Raw genomic sequence first — 22,148 nt, forward strand, 5'->3', positions numbered from 1 at the left:
ATAAAAGACTGTCATGCTGAGGAACGAAGCATCTCGCGAACTTTTCTATCGGTCATGCACAGCTGACAGATCCTTCGTACCTCAGGATGACAGGAAAGTTAACTATGTCATAGGTAGGTACGAAGACAACCGACCGCAGGGTCAATAACATGGTTGTTTTGAGCAATAACGTAAAAAAGATTTGTGCAATCGATTGCACAAATCTTTTTTTATTTGTTACTTCGTAAAAGTAAACCTCCAGACTAAAAGTTCCCGCAAATTATGAAATCAGTGAAGCTATTGCTTATCGCGCTGTGCGCCAGTTTTATACTGCCCACTTATGCTTTGGTGCGGCTGCCGCAGCTGGTTGCAAACGGCATGGTGCTACAGCGCAATGCACATGTGAATATCTGGGGATGGGCGGAGGCAGGCGAAAAGATCAGCATTGAATTTCAGCATAAGGTTTTCCGTACGGTTACCGATAAAAATGGCTCATGGAAAGTGGTTTTACCGGCAATGCCTGCCGGCGGACCTTACACAATGGATATACAGGGCACCAATCATATCTCCATCAGCGATATTTTAATTGGCGATGTTTGGTTTTGCTCGGGCCAATCAAATATGGCTTTACAAATGGAGCGGGTAAAGGAAAAATACCCCGATGAGATAGCAACTGCCAATTACCCGCAAATCAGGAACTTTTTTGTAAAAACCGAAGCCGATGTAACCAAACAGCACACCAACCTGTTGCCCGGGAAATGGGTAAAGGCCGATCGGGAAACGGTGCTGGGTTTCGGCGCTACCTCCTGGTTTTTTGCCAAGCGGCTTTATCAAAAATACCATGTGCCAATAGGTATCATTAACTCAAGCGTAGGCGGCACACCCATAGAAGCCTGGATTAGTGAACAAGGACTCATGGATATCAAACCCTATAACGACAGGGTAAAGCAATTTGGCAATGCCGTTTTTATAGATAGCGTTTTAAAAAAGCATTTGCCGCCTAATAATCCGCTCAATACATCAGCGCTCGGAATTGACAAGGGCTTAACAGAAAATAAACCGTGGTACGATACCGCCTACATACCGCATAACTGGCACCATTACTGGCTCCCCGGTTACTGGGCCGACCAGGGCATTAAAGGCCTGAATGGCGTGGTGTGGTTTCGTAAAGAAGTTAACCTGCCGGCATCTTTTGATGGCAAAGCAGCCAAATTGTTTTTAGGGAGGATAATTGATGCCGATCAAACTTATGTCAATGGCAGGCTTGTAGGCAGCATTACCTACCAGTATCCGCCCCGGCGTTATGATGTGCCTGCAGGTTTGCTAAAATCGGGCAAAAATGTAATAGTTGTGCGTGTGGTAAACACTGCCGGCAAAGGCGGTTTTGTGCCCGATAAAAGATATTACCTGGGCGTAGCGGCCGACACCATCGACCTGCGCGGCGATTGGCAATATAAAGTAGGGCAAGTGTTTGAGCCGGTTAAGCCCGTTGCCGAATTTATTGCCCAAAATGAACCGACCGGCCTTTACAATACCATGGTTGCGCCGGTTATTAACTACACCATCAAAGGCCTGGCCTGGTACCAGGGCGAAAGTAACGCCAATAGCGCAAAAGCATACGGCGTTTTATTAAAAGCCCTTATTGCCGACTGGTGCGATAAATGGCAGCAGGGCAACCTTCCGTTTGTATATGCCCAGCTCCCTAATTTTAACGAGGCGCAATACGCGCCGGCCGAAAGTGATTGGGCTATGTTGCGGGAGGGACAACTGGAGGCGCTTGCCTTACCCGGCACAGGCATGGCTGTAAACATTGATGCAGGCGAATGGAACGATATTCATCCGCTTGATAAAAAAACGGTAGGCGAGCGCCTGGCCATAGCTGCCCAAAATGTGGCTTATGGTGATAGCAATGTAATCCCTTGCGGCCCGGTTTATCAATCGGCACGGGTAGATGGTAATAAAATTGAACTGACTTTTAAATACACAGGCACCGGGCTTGTTGCTAAAAATGGGGATGAACTATCGCAATTTGCTATAGCCGGTGCCGATAAAAAGTTTGTTTGGGCCAGTGCCGTTATTAAGGGCGATAAAGTGTTGGTATGGAGTGATAAGATACCAACGCCATTATATGTAAGGTATGCCTGGGCCGATAACCCCGATGGAGCCAACCTGTATAACAAAGAAGGTTTGCCTGCATCGCCTTTCCGTACTGATAAACCATAATTCACCATAAAATCCGTAAAAATGAAAACTGCCATTTTCTTTTTTTTACTCGCATTACCCGTAGTAGTTAGTGCCCAAAGCCCGGCCCCGGTAAATTTTACGGCCGAACAGGATCATCAGAATATGATGAAACAGTTGGGTATTAAAACATTGCGTAATGGCCCAAGTGGTGATGAAAATGCCCCCAACCACGCTAACTATGATGAGGCCTTAGCCAACCCTTTCCCCGGTTTACCGGATGCCCTTACCCTTAAAAATGGTAAAAAAGTAACCACTGCCGATGTATGGTGGAAACAACGCCGCCCCGAAATTATAGAGGATATGGAGCGTGAAGTTTACGGCAGGATACCGGCTAATGTACCCAAAGTAACCTGGACGGTTAAGGTAACCGACAAAGAACGTGTAGGTTTTTATCCCGTAATAGCCAAACAGCTGATAGGTCATGTTGATAATACCGCATGCCCCTCAATCAACGTCAACATTGAAATGACACTTGTGCTGCCGGCCTTTGCCAAGGGCCCTGTTCCGGTACTAATGATGTTTGCCCGCAGCGCGCTTCCGGCGCCGGCGCAACCATCTCCTGCTGACCTGGAAAAGATAAACAGCGCTTTGAAGGAGTTACTTGTAAAAGAACACCCGGAGCTGAAAGCCATTTTTGAGCAATATCCCGCTTATAACCCTGTCGCAGAGCAATCGCCGTTTGGGCCGGGCGGTTTCCCGGTAATAAAGGGCGATCCGCCTACGGCCATGCAGCTGATAGCCAATGGCTGGGGTTATGTGCTGATTGATCCTTCATCGATACAGGCAGATAATGCCGAAGGGCTTACCAGGGGTATAATTGGCCTGGTAAATAAAGGGCAGCCCCGTAAACCCGAGGATTGGGGTGCCTTACGCGCATGGTCATGGGGCGCAGCAAGGGCTTTGGATTACCTGGAGACCGAAGCCGCCGTTGATGCCAAACACGTAGGCATTGAAGGGGTATCGCGCTATGGCAAAGCCGCTTTGGTGACACTTGCTTTTGAGCGGCGCTTTGCCATGGGCCTCATCGGTTCGTCTGGCGAGGGTGGCGCCAAATTACACCGCCGCAATTTTGGTGAAGCGGTTGAAAGTTTAACCGGCGGCGAGTATTATTGGATGGCAGGTAACTTTATGAAATACGGGGCCAGCGAGGCCACCTTTGGCGCTAAAACAGCTAAGGACTTACCCGTAGATGCGCATGAACTGATAGCCCTTTGCGCGCCAAGGCTTACATTTATCAGCTACGGCATTCCCGAACAGGGCGACGCCAAGTGGCTGGATCAGCAGGGGAGTTATATGGCTACCGTTGCAGCCGGGGCGGTTTTTAAATTACTGGGGGTAAAAGACATTGGCGTATCAAACGATTATAAAACAGAAAAAATGCCGCCCGTAAACACCGGGATGCTGGACGGGGCATTGGCCTGGCGGCAGCACGACGGCGGCCATACCGATGCGCCAAACGTAAAATACTTTATTGCCTGGGCTAAAAAAATGATGGAACAGGAGAAGGCAGGTAATCCCGCAGCTAAATAACCAAATCAAAAAACGGAATATTAAATGAAACCAGTCAAATACGCCATCCTGTTTTTTTTACTACTGTTTGCGCTAATTTCAAGGTCGCAGGATAAGCCCTTGTGGAATAATAAACAGTGCGCGGTTGTATTAACCTACGATGACGCAATCAATGTTGACCTTGATAACGTACTGCCTGCGCTCGACTCGCTCAACTTGAAAGGAACATTTTACCTTATCGGCTCATCGCCGGTTGTGGTAAACCGGATGGCAGAATGGCGAAAAGCTGCGGCGCATGGCCACGAGTTGGGCAATCATTCCCTGTATCACCCCTGCGATGGCAGTTTGCCCGGCCGCGGGTTTGTAACCGCCGAAACCGACCTGAGCAAATACTCGCTTGACCGTGCCGTTAAAGAAATAAAAGCAACCAATACCCTGCTTAAAGCGATTGACGGCAAAACGGCGCGTACCTTTGCATTCCCATGCGGCGATCTTAAAATAGGGGATAAATATTTTTACGATTACCTTAAAAATGATTTTGCAGGCGCACGGGGCGTTGCCCCAGGACTACAGACATTAAAACAGGTAAACCTGGATAACATTGATAGTTTCATGATTAACGGGCAATCTGCCGATTATTTGATTAACCTGGTTAAACAGGCCATGCAATCGCGCACTTTGCTGGTGTTTTTGTTTCATGGTGTTGGGGGCGGGCACAATCTTAACGTCAGCCTGGATGCCCACAGTAAGTTGCTGCACTACCTTAAACAACACCAAAAGGACATTTGGGTTGCCCCAATGGTTGATGTTGCCACTTACATCAAAAGCGGCCAGCAAAAATGATAAGCCTGCTGCCCAATCGGGCAGGTTTGCAAATGTGTGCTGATATAACAAATTTGAATAATAGGCGCGAAGGCAGCAAGGTGAAATAAATTAAAACCCAATCGAATTACCGCCATCCACCTGCAATATTACGCCGGTTACATATTTGGCGCTATCTGTGGCTAAATAATAAATGGCCTCGGCTACGTCAGCTGGTTCGCCCAGTTTGCCCATTGGGGTGCGGCCTAAAACTTTTTGTTTCCTGGCGGGATCGTTATCTAATGCCTTTGCCGACATATCTGTAGCGATAAAACCCGGAGCCACACAATTAACCCGGATGCCCTGCGGCGAAAGCTCGGTGGCCATAGCGCGGGTCATGCCTTCAATAGCGGTTTTTGATGCCGTATAAGCTATCACGTAAGGAATACCGTACTGCGCCGCCATCGAACTTACATTAACAATGCTGCCGCAGCCTGCAGTCAGCATGTTTTTTATAACTTCGCGGCTCAGGGCAAATACTGCCACCAGGTTTGTTTGTATAATTTGCTGAAAATCCTCGTCGGTAACCTCTGTAAACGGCTTTTTATGGTTAATGCCGGCATTGTTCACCAGGATGTCTGGTATACCAAACTCCTGCACAATTGAAGCCACTAAAGCTGGTATCCCCGCGGTTTGGCTCAAATCATACGGTTTATAACTGCAAAGTTCGCCAAGTTCATGAGCCACATGGGCCAGCTTCTGCTCGTCACGACCGATAATAATTGTCCTGATGCCTTGTTCAATAAATTTTTTTGCCGTGGCTAATCCCAGGCCCGAAGCGCCTCCTGTAACTATAGCGAGTTTTGTTTTTGATTCCATTATCTGTTAGTGGTCATTACTTTTCCTTGTCGATGATTCCCGTACAATCAACTCCGATCTTAGTATCAGGCTATGGGTTTGTTGCAGGTCGTTTTTGTTTACCAAATGGTTGATGAGCAAATTGGCGGCAACTTCGCCCATTTCAAATCCCTTGTAGTTAATGGTGGTTAAATTGGGTTCAATTACGCACGATACCGGGTCGTTGTTAAAACCCGCCACGGCAATATCCCCGGGTATTTTTATCCCTGCTTTTTTGAGTACCTGTATACAGCTTACCGCACTTGCGTCGTTAGCGCAGAATAAACCATCGGGCAGCGGGTTCATTTTTAGTATTTCCTGGGCGGTTATGGCTGATGCTTTGACGCTCAAATCATTAATGAACAGTAAACTTTCGTTGAATTGAATACCGTGTTTTTCCAGCGCGGCTTTATATCCCCGTAACCTTTCCGAATAAACATTTCTTAAAACGTTGGCAGTAATATGCACTATCCGTGTGCAGCCCTGCTCAATAAGGTGCCCGGTAATTTCGTAAGCTGCTTTAAAATTATCAATATAAATTTGCGGATAATGGTCGTGCTCAAACACCCGGTCGAAGAAAATTACCGGGATTTTGCGTTTTATAAACGGTTCAAAATGTTCAACATTGGTAGTATCATAGGCCAACGAAACCAGCAGGCCATCAACCCGGTTATTTAGCATTGCCTTCGCGTTATTAATTTCTTTTTTCATTGTTTCCAATGATTGGCTGATGATGAGGTTATAATCATTATCGTTCACCACTTTCTCTATACCCGCTATCACATCAGATGTAAAACTGCTATTGAGCCTTGGTACAATTACCCCAATGATGTTGCTGTTTTTGCGGCGTAAGTTGCTGGCAAACGAGTTGGAACGGTAACCCATTTCTTCGGCGGCCTTAACAATCATCTTTTTGGTGTTTTTGTTTACCCGTGGATGATCCTGGAGTGCGCGGCTTACTGTAGCTGCCGAAACATTGAGCTTTTTGGCTATATCGTAAATGGTAATCTCTTTTTCGCTGCCGGGCATGGGTTTAATTAAAGCGCTTAAAACTAACTGCGTAACGTGCCATAAATGGCCGACGATTATTTAATGGATAAATGTAAAAATTAAATGCTTGTTTAGCTAATTTAGGGCAATCGATTGCATCGATTTATGTCCTATTACCTGGGACTGACCAAAATGATTTCAGCAATAATTGAATAATTGGTTTTGAATTGCTAAATATAAATAAAGGTTTATATATTTGCAATCGATTGCATAAAGCTTAAGTCATTATAAACCATTGTGGATAGGACATGTATAACACGTGTGCTTTCAGAAATTTTAATGCATCATTTTATTGTTTTTATAACCGGGCAAAAAACTTTACCAACGCTGAAATATTAACGCCATGGCCAAATATTTTGTAAAAAAAAATAGGTGTTTGCTAATCCTGCTTTTGTTAGGTGTGGTAAGCAACGCATTTGCCGATAATGGCTATAAACTTTGGCTCGGGTATAACAAAATAGCCAACCGGGCGGCGGTAGCGGTTTATAAACAGCAACTGAAGTATATGATTTTCCCGGCGGAATCCGATCAGCTAAAGGCCGCTAAAGCCGAACTGACAAAAGGGTTGGAGGGTATGTTATCGATGCATCTTGCCGATACTAAAACCATAGCAGGCGGGCAAACAATTATCATTGGCACACCGCAATCGTTAAAAGGGCTGGCTGTTGTCGTTGCGGACAGCGTAGGAAGCGAGGGTTATCTTATAAAGACAGCGCTTATAAATCAAAAAAAATGTATCCTCATCACAGCCAATACCGATGTTGGCGTGTTGTATGGTGTTTTTAATTTTTTAAAGCTGCTGCAAACCCGACAGCCAATCAATAATCTTAGTATCACAGATCGCCCGCGCATAACGTACCGGGTGCTTGATCATTGGGATAACCTGAACCGCACTGTAGAGCGTGGCTACGCAGGTTCATCTATCTGGAACTGGCATAAGCTGCCGGGGATTATAGACCAGCGGTATATTGATTACGCGCGCGCCAATGCCTCGGTAGGCATCAACGGCTCGGTTATCAATAATGTGAATGCCGACGCGTTAATACTCTCGCCTCAGTATTTAATTAAAATTCAGGCGCTGGCCAATGTTTTCAGGGCGTACGGTATTAAAATTTATTTGTCGGTAAAATTCAGCAGCGCGGTAGAGTTAGGTCACCTGAAAACAGCCGATCCGCTTAATGACGATGTGAAAAAATGGTGGGCTGATAAGGCCGACGAAATTTACCGTTACATTCCTGATTTTGGCGGGTTTTTAGTGAAGGCAAACTCCGAAGGGCAGCCTGGTCCCCAAGCCTATGGCCGCAGCCATGCCGATGGCGCCAACATGCTGGCCGATGCGATGGCCCCACACCACGGAATAGTAATGTGGCGCGCCTTTGTGTATGATAACAACGTGCCCGACGATAGATCGAAACAGGCATATAATGAATTTAAGCCCTTTGATGGGAAGTTTAAAGATAATGTAATCATCCAGGTAAAAAACGGACCGATTGATTTTCAGCCGAGGGAACCTTTTCATCCCTTATTTGGAGCTATGCCCAATACCGCCTTGATGATGGAATTCCAGCTAACACAGGAGTACCTTGGCTTTTCGACCCATTTGGTTTATGAAGCGCCGTTATTTGCAGAAACACTGCAATCAGACACCTACACGCAGGGGACGGGTTCAACCGTATCACGTATCCTGCAGGGTAATTTCAATAAAAAACTAATAACAGGTATGGCCGGTGTAGCAAATATTGGCACAGATTTAAACTGGTGCGGTCATCCCTTTGCCCAGGCTAACTGGTATGCCTTTGGCCGCATGGCCTGGAACCCCGATCGGTCACCGGCGGCTATAGCCGATGACTGGCTAAAAATGACTTTTACCAATGACGCTGGCTTTGTATCCCCGGTAAAAAAAATTATGCTACAATCAAGGGAGAATACAGTTAATTATATGACTCCGCTTGGTTTGCACCACATCATGGGTGTATCTACCCATTATGGCCCCGGCCCATGGGTTGACAATGCCGGCCGGCCCGATTGGAATGCCACTTACTATCACAAGGCTGATTCGGCCGGGATTGGCTTTAACCGAACAGGTACAGGCAGCAATGCACTGTCGCAATACGCGCCACAGGTACAATCGTATTGGGAAAACCTTCAAACCTGCCCCGATGAATACATTTTATGGTTCCACCATTTAAGCTGGACCTTTAAAATGCGTTCTGGCAGGTCGTTATGGGACGAGTTGGTTCACCACTATTATATGGGTGCCGATTCTGTTAAGCAAATAGGTTTAACCTGGGATAAAATGCAGGGCAAAATAGATGCGGAACGTTTTAACCAGGTACAGCAGCTAATGAAAGTTCAATTAACTGAAGCCACTGCATGGCGGGATGCCTGTGTTTTATACTTTCAAACTTTTTCAAAAATGCCTGTCGGGGCCGTATATCCTAAGCCGGAGCATCCGCTATCTTACTATAAAGAAATGAAGTATTACTATGTGCCGGGTATCGGGGGCAACAATTATATGACCAATTAATCATCACCATAAACCAAACGCCAATGAGCAAGCAATTTACCACCGCAAAATTAATTACTACGCTTTTTATAGCCGCAGGCATGTTAAGTGCATGCGACCCTCCCACAAAAAAGGCCGCCGATGCAGACAGCAGCAAAGCTGATACCGGCAAAAAGGTAAAATTCCTTTCGCAACCGCTTATCAGCTCCATTTACACTGCCGATCCATCGGCTCATGTGTTTAACGGCAAAATTTATATTTATCCATCGCATGATATTAATGCAGGCATCCCCGAAAATGACAATGGCGATCATTTTGCCATGAAAGACTATCATATTCTTTCGATGGATAGCATTGGCGGCAAGGTTACCGATAACGGCGTTGGGTTTGATATTAAAGATATTCCCTGGGCTGGCCGCCAGCTTTGGGCGCCCGATGCCGCTTATAAAAACGGTACCTATTACCTTTACTTCCCGGTAAAAGATAAAAAAGACGTTTTCCATATCGGCGTGGCTACATCGGCCAGCCCCATTGGGCCGTTTAAGGCAGAGCCTGAACCTATTGCCGGAAGCTACAGCATTGATCCGGCTGTATTTACCGATACCGACGGTAAAACCTATATGTATTTTGGCGGTATCTGGGGCGGACAATTGCAGCGCTGGTCGACCGGAAAATATGAGGCAGATGGCTCAAAAACCGATTCGAAACAGGAAGATGCCCCGGCCATCAGCTGCCGTGTAGCCCTGTTAACACCTGATATGAAAAGCTTTGACGGTGCAGTAAAAGATGTTGTTATTTTAGATAGCCTTGGCAAACCGTTATTAACTAAGGATCATGACCGCCGGTTTTTTGAAGGGTCATGGATGCACAAATACAATGGTAAATATTACTTCACTTACTCAACCGGCGATACGCACTTGCTTTGCTACGCGATAGGCGATAAACCGATTGGGCCATTCACCTACAAAGGCGTATTTATGAAACCGGTACAAGGATGGACTACCCATCACTCCATTATCGAAATAAAAGGCAAATGGTATATATTTTACCATGATACCCAAATATCGGGCAAAACCCACCTGCGTAATGTAAAGGTGACGGAACTACAGCATAATACCGATGGCTCTATTAAACTAATCGATCCATTTTTGTAATAACGTTGCTATGAAGGTGCTCAAATTAATATCAACAACTTTGTTGTTGAGCTGTATGCTGTGCGGGTATGGCTTTGCCCAGCAGGCAAGGCTGGTTACCATACCCAACTCTAATCATCTGCAGATGCATTCCAAACTGGCGGGTAATCAATATGATATTTATATCCATTACCCGACGGGTTATGATACCGCTAAGCGAAAATTCCCGGTATTGTATGTTGTTGATGGCGATAATGATTTTTCGCCTTCACTGGAATATCTTGGGCTTTTGATGGCGGAATACCATATTCCCGAGCCTATATTGGTGGCCATTGGCGATGGCGGTTTAATAGGTACGCCGGGTAATAAACGCAATCGCGATTTTACGCCGACAAAGAACCCTGCAATACCCGAAAGCGGTGGGGCACCTGGTTTTTTAGCCTTTATCGAAAAAGAACTTATCCCCACTATCGACGCGGGTTTAAAAACAGATACTGCTAATCGAACCTTATATGGCTATTCTATGGGCGGCTTATTTGCCACGTATGCCTTGTTTACGCAGCCAACCCTTTTTAAAAACATTCTTATAGGTAGTCCGGCTTTAGGTTATGATAACGGCAGTATTTTCGGTGTAGAAAAAAGCTATTTCGGCAAACATAAAAGCCTGCCTGCAAATATTTTTATTGAAGTAGGCGGGCTTGAAGCGCCGGGGCAGGTAGTGCCCAATAAACAACTGGTTGCTTTACTTGATGAGCGTAATTACCAAAAGCTTGTTTTTAAGCACATCATTATCGACGATGTTACCCATTTATCGGGTAAGCCGGTTACAATGCTTAAGGCGCTACAGTGGGTATACGCGGGCAAGTAACAGGATCATTTGGAAAGGTATTAATTGTTTTATCATTGGGATTAAGCATTAAAGTAATTCAACCGTTATGAAATCAGTTGTTTTAGCATTTATTTGGTGTTGCTTGATGGCTTTTGAAACCAAAGCGCAAAACAGCAGCCCGGCAATGCCGCAAATTAAATACTGGGGTGATAATGCCGAATTGCTGGTGAATGGCAAACCCTTACTGATGACTGCCGGGGAATTAGGAAACTCAAGCGCTTCAAGTACAGCGTACATGGATTCTATTTGGCTCAAACTCAAAAAAATGCACCTGAATACCTTGATAGCCCCGGTATATTGGGAGTTGATGGAGCCAAAGGAAAGCGTTTATAACTTTACGCTGGTTGATTACCTTATAAAAAGCGCCAGGGAACATCAAATTAAACTGGTATTACTTTGGTTTGGCACCTGGAAAAACAGCATGAGCTGTTACGCGCCAGCGTGGATTAAAACAGATCAAAAACGCTTTCCGCGTGTGCAAAGCAGCGAAGGCCGATCTGAGGAGATCATTACGCCGTTTTCTGAAAACGCATTGAAGGCAGATTGTAAAGCTTTTGCCGCGTTCATGCAGCACTTAAAACAAACAGACAGCCAGCAGCATACGGTAGTAATGATACAGGTAGAAAATGAAATAGGCATGCTGCCCAGTGCCCGCGACCATTCAAAGTCGGCCGACGCTGCTTTTGGCCAGGCTGTTCCCGAAAAGCTAATCGCTTATTTGAATTTGCATCGGGATAAACTTGTACCCGAAATTCAAACGGCCTGGGAGGGCAATGGCTATAAAAAAGCAGGTAGCTGGGAGGCTGTTTTTGGTAAAAGCACGGCTACCGATGAAATGTTTATAGCCTGGTATTTTGCCAGCTATGCCAATGAAGTAGCCAGGGCAGGTAAAGCGGTTTACCCGCTGCCAATGTATGTAAACGCGGCCCTTAACGCGCCCGGTAAGCAGCCCGGGCAATACCCAAGCGGTGGCCCGTTACCCCATTTAATTGATGTTTGGAAAGCTGCCGCCCCGGATATCGACCTACTTTCGCCTGATTTTTATAACCCCAATTTTAAGTATTGGAATGACCGCTATACCCGGCCGGATAATGCTTTGCTGATTCCCGAACACCGTTTTGAAGAAGGCGTGGATGCAAAGGCTTTTTATGCAATTGGCCACTATAAGGCCCTGGGTTTTTCTCCTTTTTCGATTGAGTCCGGCAAAAAGCCCGAAACAGAATCGTTGGGCAAATGCTATGATATTATTAACCAGTTATCGGGCGAGATTAGCAAAGCCAAAAAACAAGGTTTGATGGAAGGGATGTTGTTAAGTAAGGTTGTCGATACTGTGAAATTGGAAATGGGCGATTATATATTAACCGTTGCGCACGATTTAACCTTAGGTTGGTCACCAAAGGCCAAAGAAGCAACCTGGCCGCTGACGGGCGGCATCATCATCGCTTTATCAAAAGATGAGTTTTATGTGGGTGGCACCGGGCTGGTAATAAGTTTTAAACCCAAAAACCAGTCGCAACGGGCAGGAATACAAAGTGTTGATGAGGGCACTTTTGTTAATGGTAAATGGCAGGCACGCCGTCGTTTAAACGGCGATGAAGACCACCAGGGCCGGCACCTCAGGATCCCGACGGGCGAATATGGCATTCAACGTATTAAGCTTTACAACTATGAATAAGCAGCGACCTCAATTATGACATTTATTTCACGCAAAAGACGCTGATAAGCAAAATGACTGGCTTGTTTTTTCTTAGTGTTTTTGGCAAGAAACGGTAAACAGCGATTATATGGCAGAAGATTTCAAAAGTGATTTTCCCACAAGCGCATTGCCAGGAAAATCGCACATAGTTGGGTTAACATAACTTAACACATTTCAGATATATTTAATTTAAATACTTAATAATCAACATATTGAATTTTGGCATGGTTAACACTAAACTGATCGTGCAATTTAGGTGCATCCAAATATTTGTGCCTGTTGTTGGCCAATACAAGTCCCTTGTGTACCTGGATCATTTAACCGCGATAAGCCAATAAAACAAGGTATCGCTTGATGCTTATATCTTCCCGACGCTATAAGCTTATTCCGTTAGCTATTATTAAATAACAGCTTATCGCCGTTAACTATTTAGATGCGTTTGCCCTGAAGTGCATTGCCAACTGATGAGGAATTTACAATTAATTCCTAACTTTAAATTGTTAGTTGCACCAGTTATAACTGCCAATGGAAACCAAAGAAATTTTAAAAGCGCACGTAGCTAAAATAGCCAGTTTGACCGACGAGCAGTTTGACTATTTCTTTTCGCATTTTAAACAGCAGCGTTTTCAAAAAGGGCAGGCCCTTATTACCGAAGGTGATAAGGTAGATTGTGAATATTTTGTAATCTCCGGCTGCTTGAAAACCTTCTTTATCAACGACGATCTCAAAATGTTTATCCTGCAATTTGCCATGCCCACCTGGTGGGCATCAGATTATAATGCGTTATATAACAATACCAGGGCTACCATCAATGTAGATTGTATTACCAATACGGAGGTTCTTTGCCTTAGTAATGAGGATAGGGAGAAACTATGTAATGAACTCCACAATGCCGAACATTTTTTTAGATGGAGGACTAATAGAGGATACGTGGCCGCTCAAAAAAGGCTGTTATCGTTCATGAATAATAATGTGAAATACCGGTATGAAGAGCTTTTGAAGCTTTATCCGGAGCTTTATAATATAGTCCCTAAAAACCTGATTGCAGCATACTTAGGCGTTTCGAGAGAAACCCTGAGCCGGCTTTATAACACCTGAAAGTGATGTATATCACATAAATATCGATTCATTTTAAATGTGATGTAGGTCACACGTGCCCCTGAAATTTCCTGCCGTACTTTGTTGTGTAATTAAAAACACAAATAAAATGGAAACTCAAAAATTTGAAATCGTAAGTACCCAAAGCAATATTGACTGGGTAGGCCGTAAGGTAACCGGGGCACACAATGGTACCATCGCCGTTAAAGAAGGCGAATTTATTTTAAATGATGGTAAACTTGCCGGTGGTAAATTCACTATCGATACCACATCCATCAAAATACTGGATGTAACCGACCCTGCAACCAATGCGCAGTTTGCTGGTCACCTTGCTTCTGATGATTTTTTCTCTATTGAAAAATATCCGGAGGCAACTTTACATATCACCTCAGTTTCGGGCAATCATGTTGAAGGTGATCTGACCATCAAAGGCATTACACATCCTGTTGGTTTTGATGCAGCCATCAATATAAATGGTAACCTGTTGACTACAACCGGAAAACTGGTAATTGACCGTACTAAATACGGCATAAAATTTCGTTCAGGTAATTTCTTCAAAGACCTGGGCGATACGCTGATTTACAATGATTTTGAACTGAATGTAAATGTAACCGCTAAAGCTGCCTGATAAGCAGTTTTAGCAAAAAAGTTAAAGCCATGCCATACGTAAAAATTGAAGTAACCCGTGAAGGTGTTACCAGGGAACAAAAACAGCAACTAATAAAAGGGGTTACCAACCTGTTGAGTGATGTACTGAATAAAGACCCGCAACTAACCTTTGTTGTGATCCAGGAATATGATTTGGACGACTGGGGCCATGCCGGAGAGCAGGTATCTGTGTTGAGAGAAAGAGGCATAACTGCTGATAGAAAATAAGAAAATGAAAAAGCAAACCATAATAGTTACAGGTGCCTCATCCGGCATCGGCAAAGAAGTAGCCCGCCACTTTTTGGCCAACGGCGACAATGTAGTGATCAATTCGGCAACTGCCGAAAAATTAGAACAGGTTTACCAGGAACTGGGCGGTGGCGAAAACCTGGCTATGGTAGCCGGTGATGTGAAATACAAAAGTACCGGGGAGAAACTCCTGGCAATTGCACTTGAGAAATTTGGCTCGGCAGATGTACTGGTGAACAACGCAGGCATCTATGAAACCAGGCCCTTCCTTGAAGTGGACGAAGCCTACCTCGACCGTTTTTTGGATACCAACCTGAAGGGTACATTCTTCACCACCCAGGCTGTTATTCCGCAAATGCTTAAACAGCGTGATGGGGTAGTTATCAATATCGGCACACCGCTGGTAGTCCATGCTCTTGGAGGCGCTCCCTCCACCGCACCCGTTGCATCAAAGGGGGCAATCCATTCGCTCACCTTACAACTTGCGGCCGAATTTGGCAAAGATAACATCAGGGTTAATACAATTGCGCCTGGCGTTATCCGTACACCTATGCACGGCGCCGAGGTTGATAAAGGCGCGGGATTGCACCTGGTGAACCGCGTTGGCGAGGTGGAAGATATCGCTCAAATGGTTTATACCGTTGCTAAAAGCAACTTTATAAACGGTGCCATCATCAACGTAGACGGTGGTATGGGAGCCGGTCACAATTTGAATTAATATGAAAACGCTTTTATTGACCGCTTTTTTGTCATGCACCTTGCTGGTATTAAAAGCGCAAAATTCAAAGAAAATGGAAACTAATAATCAAGATTCATTAGCCATCACCCAGGTGCTGGAAAATTATTACTTCAAAGGCATCTACGAAGGTGATATTAATACACTGAAACAGATTTACAATCCCGGCACTTTATTATTCGGCGATGTTAAGGGGCAGCCATATGCCAAAACGCTCGATGAATATCTGGATGGCGTCGCTCATCGTCAAAGCCCGAAAGATTCCGGCAAGCCTTTTAAGGGGACAATCATCTCAATTAATGTGGTCAATTCAATAGCGGTGGCCAGGGTGCATGTTAAAATGTACGATTTTAATTATGATGAGTTCCTGTCGTTTCATAAAATTGATAACAGCTGGCTTATCGTTAATAAAATGATTAGCGATGTAGCCCAATAAATTTTAAAGATGATGTGGTACCAAACAAAAGCATCCCAAATACTGGGTATCCAATACCCTATCCTGCAAGGGCCATTCGGCGGCAACCTGTCGTCTGTTGAGCTGGTGTCAACAGTATCTAAGGCCGGCGGGCTTGGTGGTTACGGAGCTTACACGTTAAGTCCGCAGGAAATAATCGAAGTAGATAAGCAAATCAAAACGGCAACCAATAAGCCCTACAATATTAACCTGTGGGTTTCGGATACAGATGCCGTGAACGGTACTGTTTCGGACGAGCAGTTTAAACAGGCCGAAGAATTATTCAGGCCTTATTTTGATGAGTTGGGAATTGCCCTGCCCCAAAAACCTATGGTGTTTACATCGCGTTTTGAAAATCAGGTCGAAGTTATCCTGCATCAAAGGCCGCCGGTATTTAGCTTTATGTTTGGCATCCCATCTGCCGATATTCTTGAACAATGCCATAGGCTTGGTATTGCTACCGTAGGAGCCGCAACCACGCTGGATGAAGCCATAGTGCTGGAATCAGCCGGGGTCGACCTCATTATCGCTTCAGGTTTTGAAGCCGGTGGGCACCGGCCATCATTCCTGGCGGCTGCAGAATCATCTACCACGGGGACCTTTGTGTTGCTTCAACTGATTAAGGAGAAGGTAAAAACCCCGGTTATAGCTGCAGGTGGTATTGCCAACGGAAAAGGTGTTGCCGCCGCGTTGGCACTTGGCGCAGATGCCGCACAAATTGGTACCGCGTTCCTGGCAACCGATGAATCGAATGCTACTGCAATCCACCGGCAAATGCTGTTTTCTGATGCGGCTAAGTACACCACCTTATCGAGGGCATTTACCGGGAGATTGGGCAGAGGCATAACCAGCCGCATTGCAAAGGACCTGGTGTATAAGGAAAAAGGTTTTCTTCCCTTCCCGCTACAAACACAGTTTATGGCGCATTTACGAAAAGCCGCTAATGAACAGGAAAAATGGGATATGATCCTGTTCTGGGGTGGGCAGATAGCGCCGGTGCTGAAACATACAAAGGCCGCCGAACTGATGAAGTCTATATTGGAAGAAACCACAGTGTATTTTGACCATTTAAAAGTATGATATCATGAACACTTCAAAAGTATGGTATGTAACCGGGGCCTCCCAGGGATTGGGGCTGACCCTTGTAAAAAAGCTGCTTGATCGTGGCTACCGGGTGGCCGCAAGTTCGCGCGATGCCAGGGCGTTAAGCCAGTCCGTTGGGTTGGTAGACAAAGAGCGTTTTCTTGCGCTGGCTGTCGATTTAAATAACCCGGATTGTATTGATGAATCGATACAACAAACGCTGGGCGCATTCGGACGGATTGATGTGGTAGTTAATAATGCCGGCTACGGAATGGCGGGAACCGTGGAAGAAATAGCCGAACAGGAAATCAGGAATATTTTTAATGTTAACGTGCTGGCAACCATAAATGTGGTACGGGCGGTACTGCCGGTAATGCGTAGTCAAAAATCGGGCTATATTATAAATATCGGTTCGGTGGCCGGTTTTGTGGGTGCCCCAGGCTGGTCTGTTTATTCGGCCACCAAAGCTGCGGTGGCCGCTTTTTCGGAAGTGATTGCGCTTGATGTAAGAGAATTTGGAATAAAGGTAACTGTAGCCGAACCATCAGGCTTCCGCACAGGTTTTTTAACCAAAAACTCACTTTGCCTAACAGTCAGCAAGATAGAAGGCTATGAAGCCGTAAGAAATACGCAGGACCGTTACCTGTCCATGAACGGACAGCAGGCCGGGGATCCAGATCGCGCCGCGGAGATATTTATTGAATTAGCCGAAACTCCGCAGCCGCCGATGCACCTGTTTCTGGGGAACGATGCATATAATAGGGCATCAGAAAAACTGGCCGCCATGTCTTCAGAATTAGAACAGTGGAAATCCACAACTATCGCGGCCGATTTTAAATAACAATACTACTTAACTACAATTTTTTGTTTTAAAGCAATATCCGGTTCCAGTTTCATTTCTCACCTGGTGATAGAGTGGAATACTACTTACTACTTTAAGCCAGGCGTTTGTGAAAACCGATAGGTTGAGCCTTGCCGGCATGGAAAAAAAGAACCTTCTTGTAAAAAGACGGGGAAGGTCACGATGGTTTACACGTATTGCAATTTTTGTAAAAAATGCATTACATTCGTTAATTAAACCAGTTATGCCCCTAAAACGGTTGCTTATTGACCAGGAGTTGATAGCGTTGTTAAAAAACGACGACAGGGAGGCCTTTGCCGAAATTTATAAACGGTACTGGACGGTAATGTATATGCATGCGCTGAAAATGCTTCGCGACGAAGATGACGCCAGGGATATTATACAGGAAACTTTCACTTCGTTATGGCTGAAAAGGGAATGCATAAGCTCAGACGCTAATTTAGCCGGTTATCTTTTTATATCGACAAAAAATAAGGTGCTTGACCTGGTAGCGCGCAAGCGGGTACGGCTGGATTACCTGGATTCGTTAGCCGCCTTTGCCGAAGCCAATAGTAACCAGACGATGGAGCGGATAGAGGAAAAAGAAATAATGGAAGCGCTGGAAAAAGAAATTGCACAGCTTCCCCTTAAAATGAAGCAAATATTTGAAATGCGGGTACATCAGCACCTTACTTACAAAGAAATTGCCGACGAGCTCGATATATCCGACAAAACCGTTAAAAAACAAATCAGCAACGCTATCAGGATAATAAGGCCTAAGCTTAACCATCTTTCGGCAATCGTTTTAATATTGTCCGGACTATAAACTTTTGTGGTTTTTCATCTTAATGGGCCATTTTTACTTAAGGTTGCTCACTTTGAGTTACAAGGACGGTAAACCGGTAGGATTGTAGCCAAAATGCTTTTTAAAGGCAAACGAGAAGTGGGAAAGGTCTTCAAAACCGATGTCGAGGTAAACTTCAGACGGCTTTTTTTTTTGCTCAAATATTTGATAATGGGCCAGTTCCAGTCGCTTTTGGGTTAACCACTTTCCGGGCGTAATATTAAATGTTTTTTTAAAATCCTTTTTAAAGGTTGTCAGGCTCCTGCCGGTCAGGTAGCCGAATTTCTCCAGCGGTAGGTTAAACTTATAGTTTTGCTCCATAAATTCCACCAGGTCCAATTTGCCCGGTTCTTCAAAGTATCCGAGCAGTTCATCTGCCTCGCAATCAATTGCACGAAGCACCCGGATTGCTTCCTCAACCTTAAAAGCAGCTATATCTGCCGGTAAAGCCTCTGCCAATCCAAAATAGGGTTGGAGTGAATTAAACAGGCTTTTTAATAAGGGGTGTTCTCCGAATTTTTTAAGCCCGTAACTATGCCGTACCTTTAAGTGAAGCTCGTTGGCGGTATAATAATGTTGAAGCCTTTCCCTGCGGAATAATACCGATATGGCGATGCAAGGCTGACCCTCTAAAGGAAGCTTGCTCATTCTGCCTAATTGGTTTCGGGGCAATAAAACCGTATCGCCCGCAAAAAATTGGTGGCTGCGTTCTGCGGTTACAATTTTCATTTCGCCGGAAACTATGTGCACCAGCGCCGGTTGTGGCAAGATAAGCTCGCGGCTGTAATGCGCCTCTTTCTTGCAGGCGATAAATACTTCGGCTATTTCCATTGGCATAAAGTTAAGCTTATTGATCAAGCAAATGCAAACGGATCAGGCTTTCTGCCGTAGCCAGTATCGCTTCTTCGGCTGATTTCGGCGACCATCCGAGCAGGCGAATGGCCTTAGCGCTTGTAACGTTCATCACTTTGCCCAACAGGGGGATCATTGATTTAACCATCGGGTCTTTCAGGGCGGCAATACGCAGCAAGGTATTGGGCAATTCTTTTGCTTTTACCTTATCGGCAGCAGCTCCAAGGTTTTCTTTGAGTATTTTTGCCACAGCTACCAACCAAATGCTTTCGCCGGCAGTGGCAATAAAACGCTCTCCGTTTGCAGCCGGGCTCTCCATAGCACGCAGGTGCAGGTCGGCTACATCACGCACATCTACAAAACCGGAGTTGATCTTCGGACAGCCCGGCATCTTTCCGGTCAGGAGATTTTTGATCAGGTGAATGGAATGCGAATAATCCGGCCCTAATACCGGCCCCATAACCGTTACAGGATTAATGGCTGCGAGTTCCAGCCCATTGCCTTCTTTTCTGATGAATTCCCAGGCCGCTCTTTCCGCTAAAGTTTTTGATTTTTGGTAAGCCGGCGCATTTGCCGTATTTGTCCAGGTATGCTCATCAAAGGGCGTCGTTTGGTTAGGGTGGCCATAAACAACGGCACCTATGGCAGAAGTTAGCACAACACGTTTAACACCGGCATCCCTTGATGCGCGCAATACTTGTAGCACCCCTTCCCGTGCCGGAATGATCATTTCATCCTCATGTTTGTAATTAACTTTTGGTGTCGGCGAAGCCACATGCAGCACATATGTGCAGTCACTCACCGCGTCGTTCCAACGGGTATCGGAAGAGAGGTCAGCTTCAATAAAGGTTACACGGTCGCTCCCTTCCATGCCGCCTTCGCGCAGCATGTCTTTCACTGCTTGCTCACGGTCCGGGGAACGTAATGTTGCTCTTACACGGTAGCCCGCGTTTAACAGTTGAAGGATGCAGTGCACCGCGATAAATCCCGAGCCGCCGGTAACCAGTACTAAATTTTCTTTATTTGAATTTGTGTTCATTTTCTTTTGTTTGATGAACCAAAGTTCGCTTTACAGAAGATTGCGTGTTTTGTTTAAAAGGCGCAATATGCTTTGTTTAAAAGGCGCTGTTCGCGGTAATTTTGTACCATGGAAAGTAAAAAGTGCCGGTGAAAACTAAAAATCAAAAACTTTCACTTTTTTTTAATTTTATCTACTACTTCATCCCTGGCAGGCCGTTTCATTAAATAACAGCCAATAAACCATGACCAGGGAACAAGCACAGGAATTATTAAATAAGTATCAACTCGGCAACTGCACGCCCGAAGAACAGCAAATGCTGGATAACTGGTATTTGCACGAAGCCGATAAGCAACCTGTAGCCGAAGGGCCGGCCGATCCTTTAATGGAAGAGGAGTTGATGTGGAACAGGATTGTTGATGAAATTCCCGAAACTGCCAAAATCCGTTACTTTAAAAAATGGTACTCTATTGCTTCGGCTGCTGCCATCCTTGTTTTTGTTTCATTTGGCGCCTATCTGTTTATTAAAAAACGGCAGGCACCTGCGCAGCTTGTCCATCAGTCTAACCCTAAAAATGACATTTTGCCAGGCGGCAATAAAGCCATACTTACCCTGGCAAATGGCAAACAGATTACTTTAACCGGCGCCCGTAACGGCACCCTTGCTGTACAGGGCGCGGTAGTAATTAATAAAACTGCCGATGGAAGAATAGTTTACGATTCATCTGAAAAATCGAGATCTGATGAGGCGGAATTAAATACCTACAACACCATGACTACGCCCCGCGGCGGCCAATATTGGGTTGTTTTGCCCGATGGCAGCCGGGTGTTGTTAAATGCGGCTTCTTCGTTAACCTATCCAACTACATTTAGCGGCACCGAGCGTAAAGTTGAGCTTACCGGAGAGGCCTATTTTGAAGTGGCGCATAACGCTGCCAAACCGTTCAGGGTTTACAGTAAATCGCAAATAGTAGAGGTGCTGGGCACACATTTTAACATTAATACCTACGATGATGAGCCGGCCATTAAAACCACGCTGCTTGAAGGTAAGGTAAAAGTAACATCAACCGCTAAAAATCAAACCCGGATATTACAGCCAGGGCAGCAGGCTTTTTTAAATGCGCTTGCATTTAATGTAAGTGATGTTGATGTAGATGAGGCCACTGCCTGGAAAAATGGATTGTTTGTTTTTGAAAGTAATGATATACAGCAAATTATGCGGATGGTATCCCGGTGGTACGACGTAGATGTGGCATACACCGGCAACCTGCCCTCCGACAAGTTCAGCGGTTCTGTATCCAGGTTCAGCAATGTTTCTGAAGTGTTGAATACGTTGCAGCTTACCCGGAAAGTGCATTTTAAAGTATCGGGTAAAAAAATATCCGTATCGGAATAAATTATAACCAAGCCAATAAACAACCAATATAATAATCTAAAAAACCGAGAAAAAAATGAAAAGAAAACTACGAACGTAACCCTAAAAACGGGACTTAAAAAAAACGTGAAAGTGTACCACCACTTCCACGCCAAAAATTTGAGTTAACCCGTTAATCTGTTCGCCGTTCCGGCGCATAGAAAAATTATTTGTCAATAAACCTTGTTTTAACCCAAACTATTCAAA

At 45.1% G+C, this 22,148-nt stretch carries 20 protein-coding genes; 16 read left to right on the top strand and 4 right to left on the bottom strand.

All coding sequences use genetic code 11. From position 1 onward, the window contains the following. Positions 1-261: 261 nt before the first annotated feature. From PQ469_RS01460 to PQ469_RS01470, 3 genes are read left to right on the top strand one after another with little or no spacing between them, the layout of a single operon-like run. Entirely contained in the window at positions 262-2,202 is a 1,941-nt protein-coding gene (locus PQ469_RS01460) for a sialate O-acetylesterase (RefSeq protein WP_274211398.1), read from the top strand. Between the two features lie 21 nt (positions 2,203-2,223). Continuing rightward, positions 2,224-3,753, top strand: coding sequence for a glucuronyl esterase domain-containing protein (locus tag PQ469_RS01465; RefSeq protein WP_274211399.1), 1,530 nt, complete (start codon positions 2,224-2,226; stop codon positions 3,751-3,753). A 24-nt stretch (positions 3,754-3,777) separates the two neighbouring features. Further along, positions 3,778-4,575 (top strand): polysaccharide deacetylase family protein, encoded by a 798-nt coding sequence (locus PQ469_RS01470; RefSeq protein WP_274211400.1) that lies wholly within the window; start codon positions 3,778-3,780, stop codon positions 4,573-4,575. Positions 4,576-4,665: 90 nt separating this feature from the next. Here PQ469_RS01470 and PQ469_RS01475 read toward each other — a convergent pair whose 3' ends face one another. Next, entirely contained in the window at positions 4,666-5,412 is a 747-nt protein-coding gene (locus tag PQ469_RS01475; RefSeq protein WP_274211401.1) for an SDR family NAD(P)-dependent oxidoreductase, read from the bottom strand. A 6-nt stretch (positions 5,413-5,418) separates the two neighbouring features. Further along, positions 5,419-6,459, bottom strand: a complete 1,041-nt coding sequence (locus tag PQ469_RS01480) for a LacI family DNA-binding transcriptional regulator (protein ID WP_274211402.1) — start codon at positions 6,457-6,459, stop codon at positions 5,419-5,421. 397 nt (positions 6,460-6,856) lie between these two features. Here PQ469_RS01480 and PQ469_RS01485 point away from each other — a divergent pair, with 397 nt between their 5' ends. The 12 genes from PQ469_RS01485 to PQ469_RS01540 all read left to right on the top strand — a co-directional run bounded on the left by PQ469_RS01485 (position 6,857) and on the right by PQ469_RS01540 (position 18,639). Beyond that, on the top strand, positions 6,857-9,007 hold the full coding sequence (locus PQ469_RS01485; RefSeq protein WP_274211403.1) for an alpha-glucuronidase family glycosyl hydrolase: 2,151 nt from the start codon (positions 6,857-6,859) through the stop codon (positions 9,005-9,007). A 23-nt stretch (positions 9,008-9,030) separates the two neighbouring features. Further along, positions 9,031-10,140 carry a glycoside hydrolase family 43 protein gene (locus PQ469_RS01490; RefSeq protein ID WP_274211404.1) on the top strand — a complete coding sequence of 370 codons (1,110 nt, stop codon included), beginning with the start codon at positions 9,031-9,033 and terminating at the stop codon, positions 10,138-10,140. Positions 10,141-10,150: 10 nt separating this feature from the next. Further along, positions 10,151-10,987, top strand: a complete 837-nt coding sequence (locus tag PQ469_RS01495) for an alpha/beta hydrolase (RefSeq protein WP_274211405.1) — start codon at positions 10,151-10,153, stop codon at positions 10,985-10,987. A 67-nt stretch (positions 10,988-11,054) separates the two neighbouring features. Then, a complete protein-coding gene (locus PQ469_RS01500) occupies positions 11,055-12,683 on the top strand; it encodes a GH35 family beta-galactosidase (RefSeq protein WP_274211406.1) in 1,629 nt (542 codons plus the stop codon). A gap of 546 nt (positions 12,684-13,229) precedes the next feature. Beyond that, complete coding sequence (locus PQ469_RS01505) at positions 13,230-13,802, top strand: Crp/Fnr family transcriptional regulator (protein ID WP_274211407.1); 573 nt, start codon at positions 13,230-13,232, stop codon at positions 13,800-13,802. Between the two features lie 109 nt (positions 13,803-13,911). Continuing rightward, on the top strand, positions 13,912-14,430 hold the full coding sequence (locus PQ469_RS01510) for a YceI family protein (RefSeq protein WP_274211408.1): 519 nt from the start codon (positions 13,912-13,914) through the stop codon (positions 14,428-14,430). A gap of 29 nt (positions 14,431-14,459) precedes the next feature. Then, on the top strand, positions 14,460-14,678 hold the full coding sequence (locus PQ469_RS01515) for a tautomerase family protein (protein WP_274211409.1): 219 nt from the start codon (positions 14,460-14,462) through the stop codon (positions 14,676-14,678). 4 nt (positions 14,679-14,682) lie between these two features. Continuing rightward, complete coding sequence (locus tag PQ469_RS01520; RefSeq protein WP_274211410.1) at positions 14,683-15,417, top strand: SDR family NAD(P)-dependent oxidoreductase; 735 nt, start codon at positions 14,683-14,685, stop codon at positions 15,415-15,417. 73 nt (positions 15,418-15,490) lie between these two features. Continuing rightward, entirely contained in the window at positions 15,491-15,871 is a 381-nt protein-coding gene (locus PQ469_RS01525; RefSeq protein WP_218152372.1) for a nuclear transport factor 2 family protein, read from the top strand. Between the two features lie 9 nt (positions 15,872-15,880). Further along, positions 15,881-16,969, top strand: coding sequence for an NAD(P)H-dependent flavin oxidoreductase (locus PQ469_RS01530; protein ID WP_274211411.1), 1,089 nt, complete (start codon positions 15,881-15,883; stop codon positions 16,967-16,969). Positions 16,970-16,973: 4 nt separating this feature from the next. Then, a complete protein-coding gene (locus PQ469_RS01535) occupies positions 16,974-17,813 on the top strand; it encodes an SDR family oxidoreductase (RefSeq protein WP_274211412.1) in 840 nt (279 codons plus the stop codon). Between the two features lie 244 nt (positions 17,814-18,057). Next, complete coding sequence (locus PQ469_RS01540) at positions 18,058-18,639, top strand: RNA polymerase sigma factor (protein ID WP_274211413.1); 582 nt, start codon at positions 18,058-18,060, stop codon at positions 18,637-18,639. Positions 18,640-18,696: 57 nt separating this feature from the next. Here PQ469_RS01540 and PQ469_RS01545 read toward each other — a convergent pair whose 3' ends face one another. Both PQ469_RS01545 and PQ469_RS01550 read right to left on the bottom strand, forming a co-directional pair. Continuing rightward, complete coding sequence (locus PQ469_RS01545; protein WP_274211414.1) at positions 18,697-19,488, bottom strand: helix-turn-helix domain-containing protein; 792 nt, start codon at positions 19,486-19,488, stop codon at positions 18,697-18,699. A gap of 16 nt (positions 19,489-19,504) precedes the next feature. After that, positions 19,505-20,548: an SDR family oxidoreductase gene (locus PQ469_RS01550; RefSeq protein ID WP_274211415.1), complete on the bottom strand. Its 1,044-nt coding sequence runs from the start codon at positions 20,546-20,548 to the stop codon at positions 19,505-19,507. A 223-nt stretch (positions 20,549-20,771) separates the two neighbouring features. On the opposite strand from PQ469_RS01550, the gene PQ469_RS01555 reads away from it, so the two are divergent. Further along, positions 20,772-21,923 (top strand): FecR family protein, encoded by a 1,152-nt coding sequence (locus PQ469_RS01555; protein WP_274211416.1) that lies wholly within the window; start codon positions 20,772-20,774, stop codon positions 21,921-21,923. Positions 21,924-22,148 lie beyond the last annotated feature (225 nt).

Origin of the sequence: Mucilaginibacter sp. KACC 22773, from assembly GCF_028736215.1 — a bacterium.
Lineage (GTDB): Bacteria > Bacteroidota > Bacteroidia > Sphingobacteriales > Sphingobacteriaceae > Mucilaginibacter.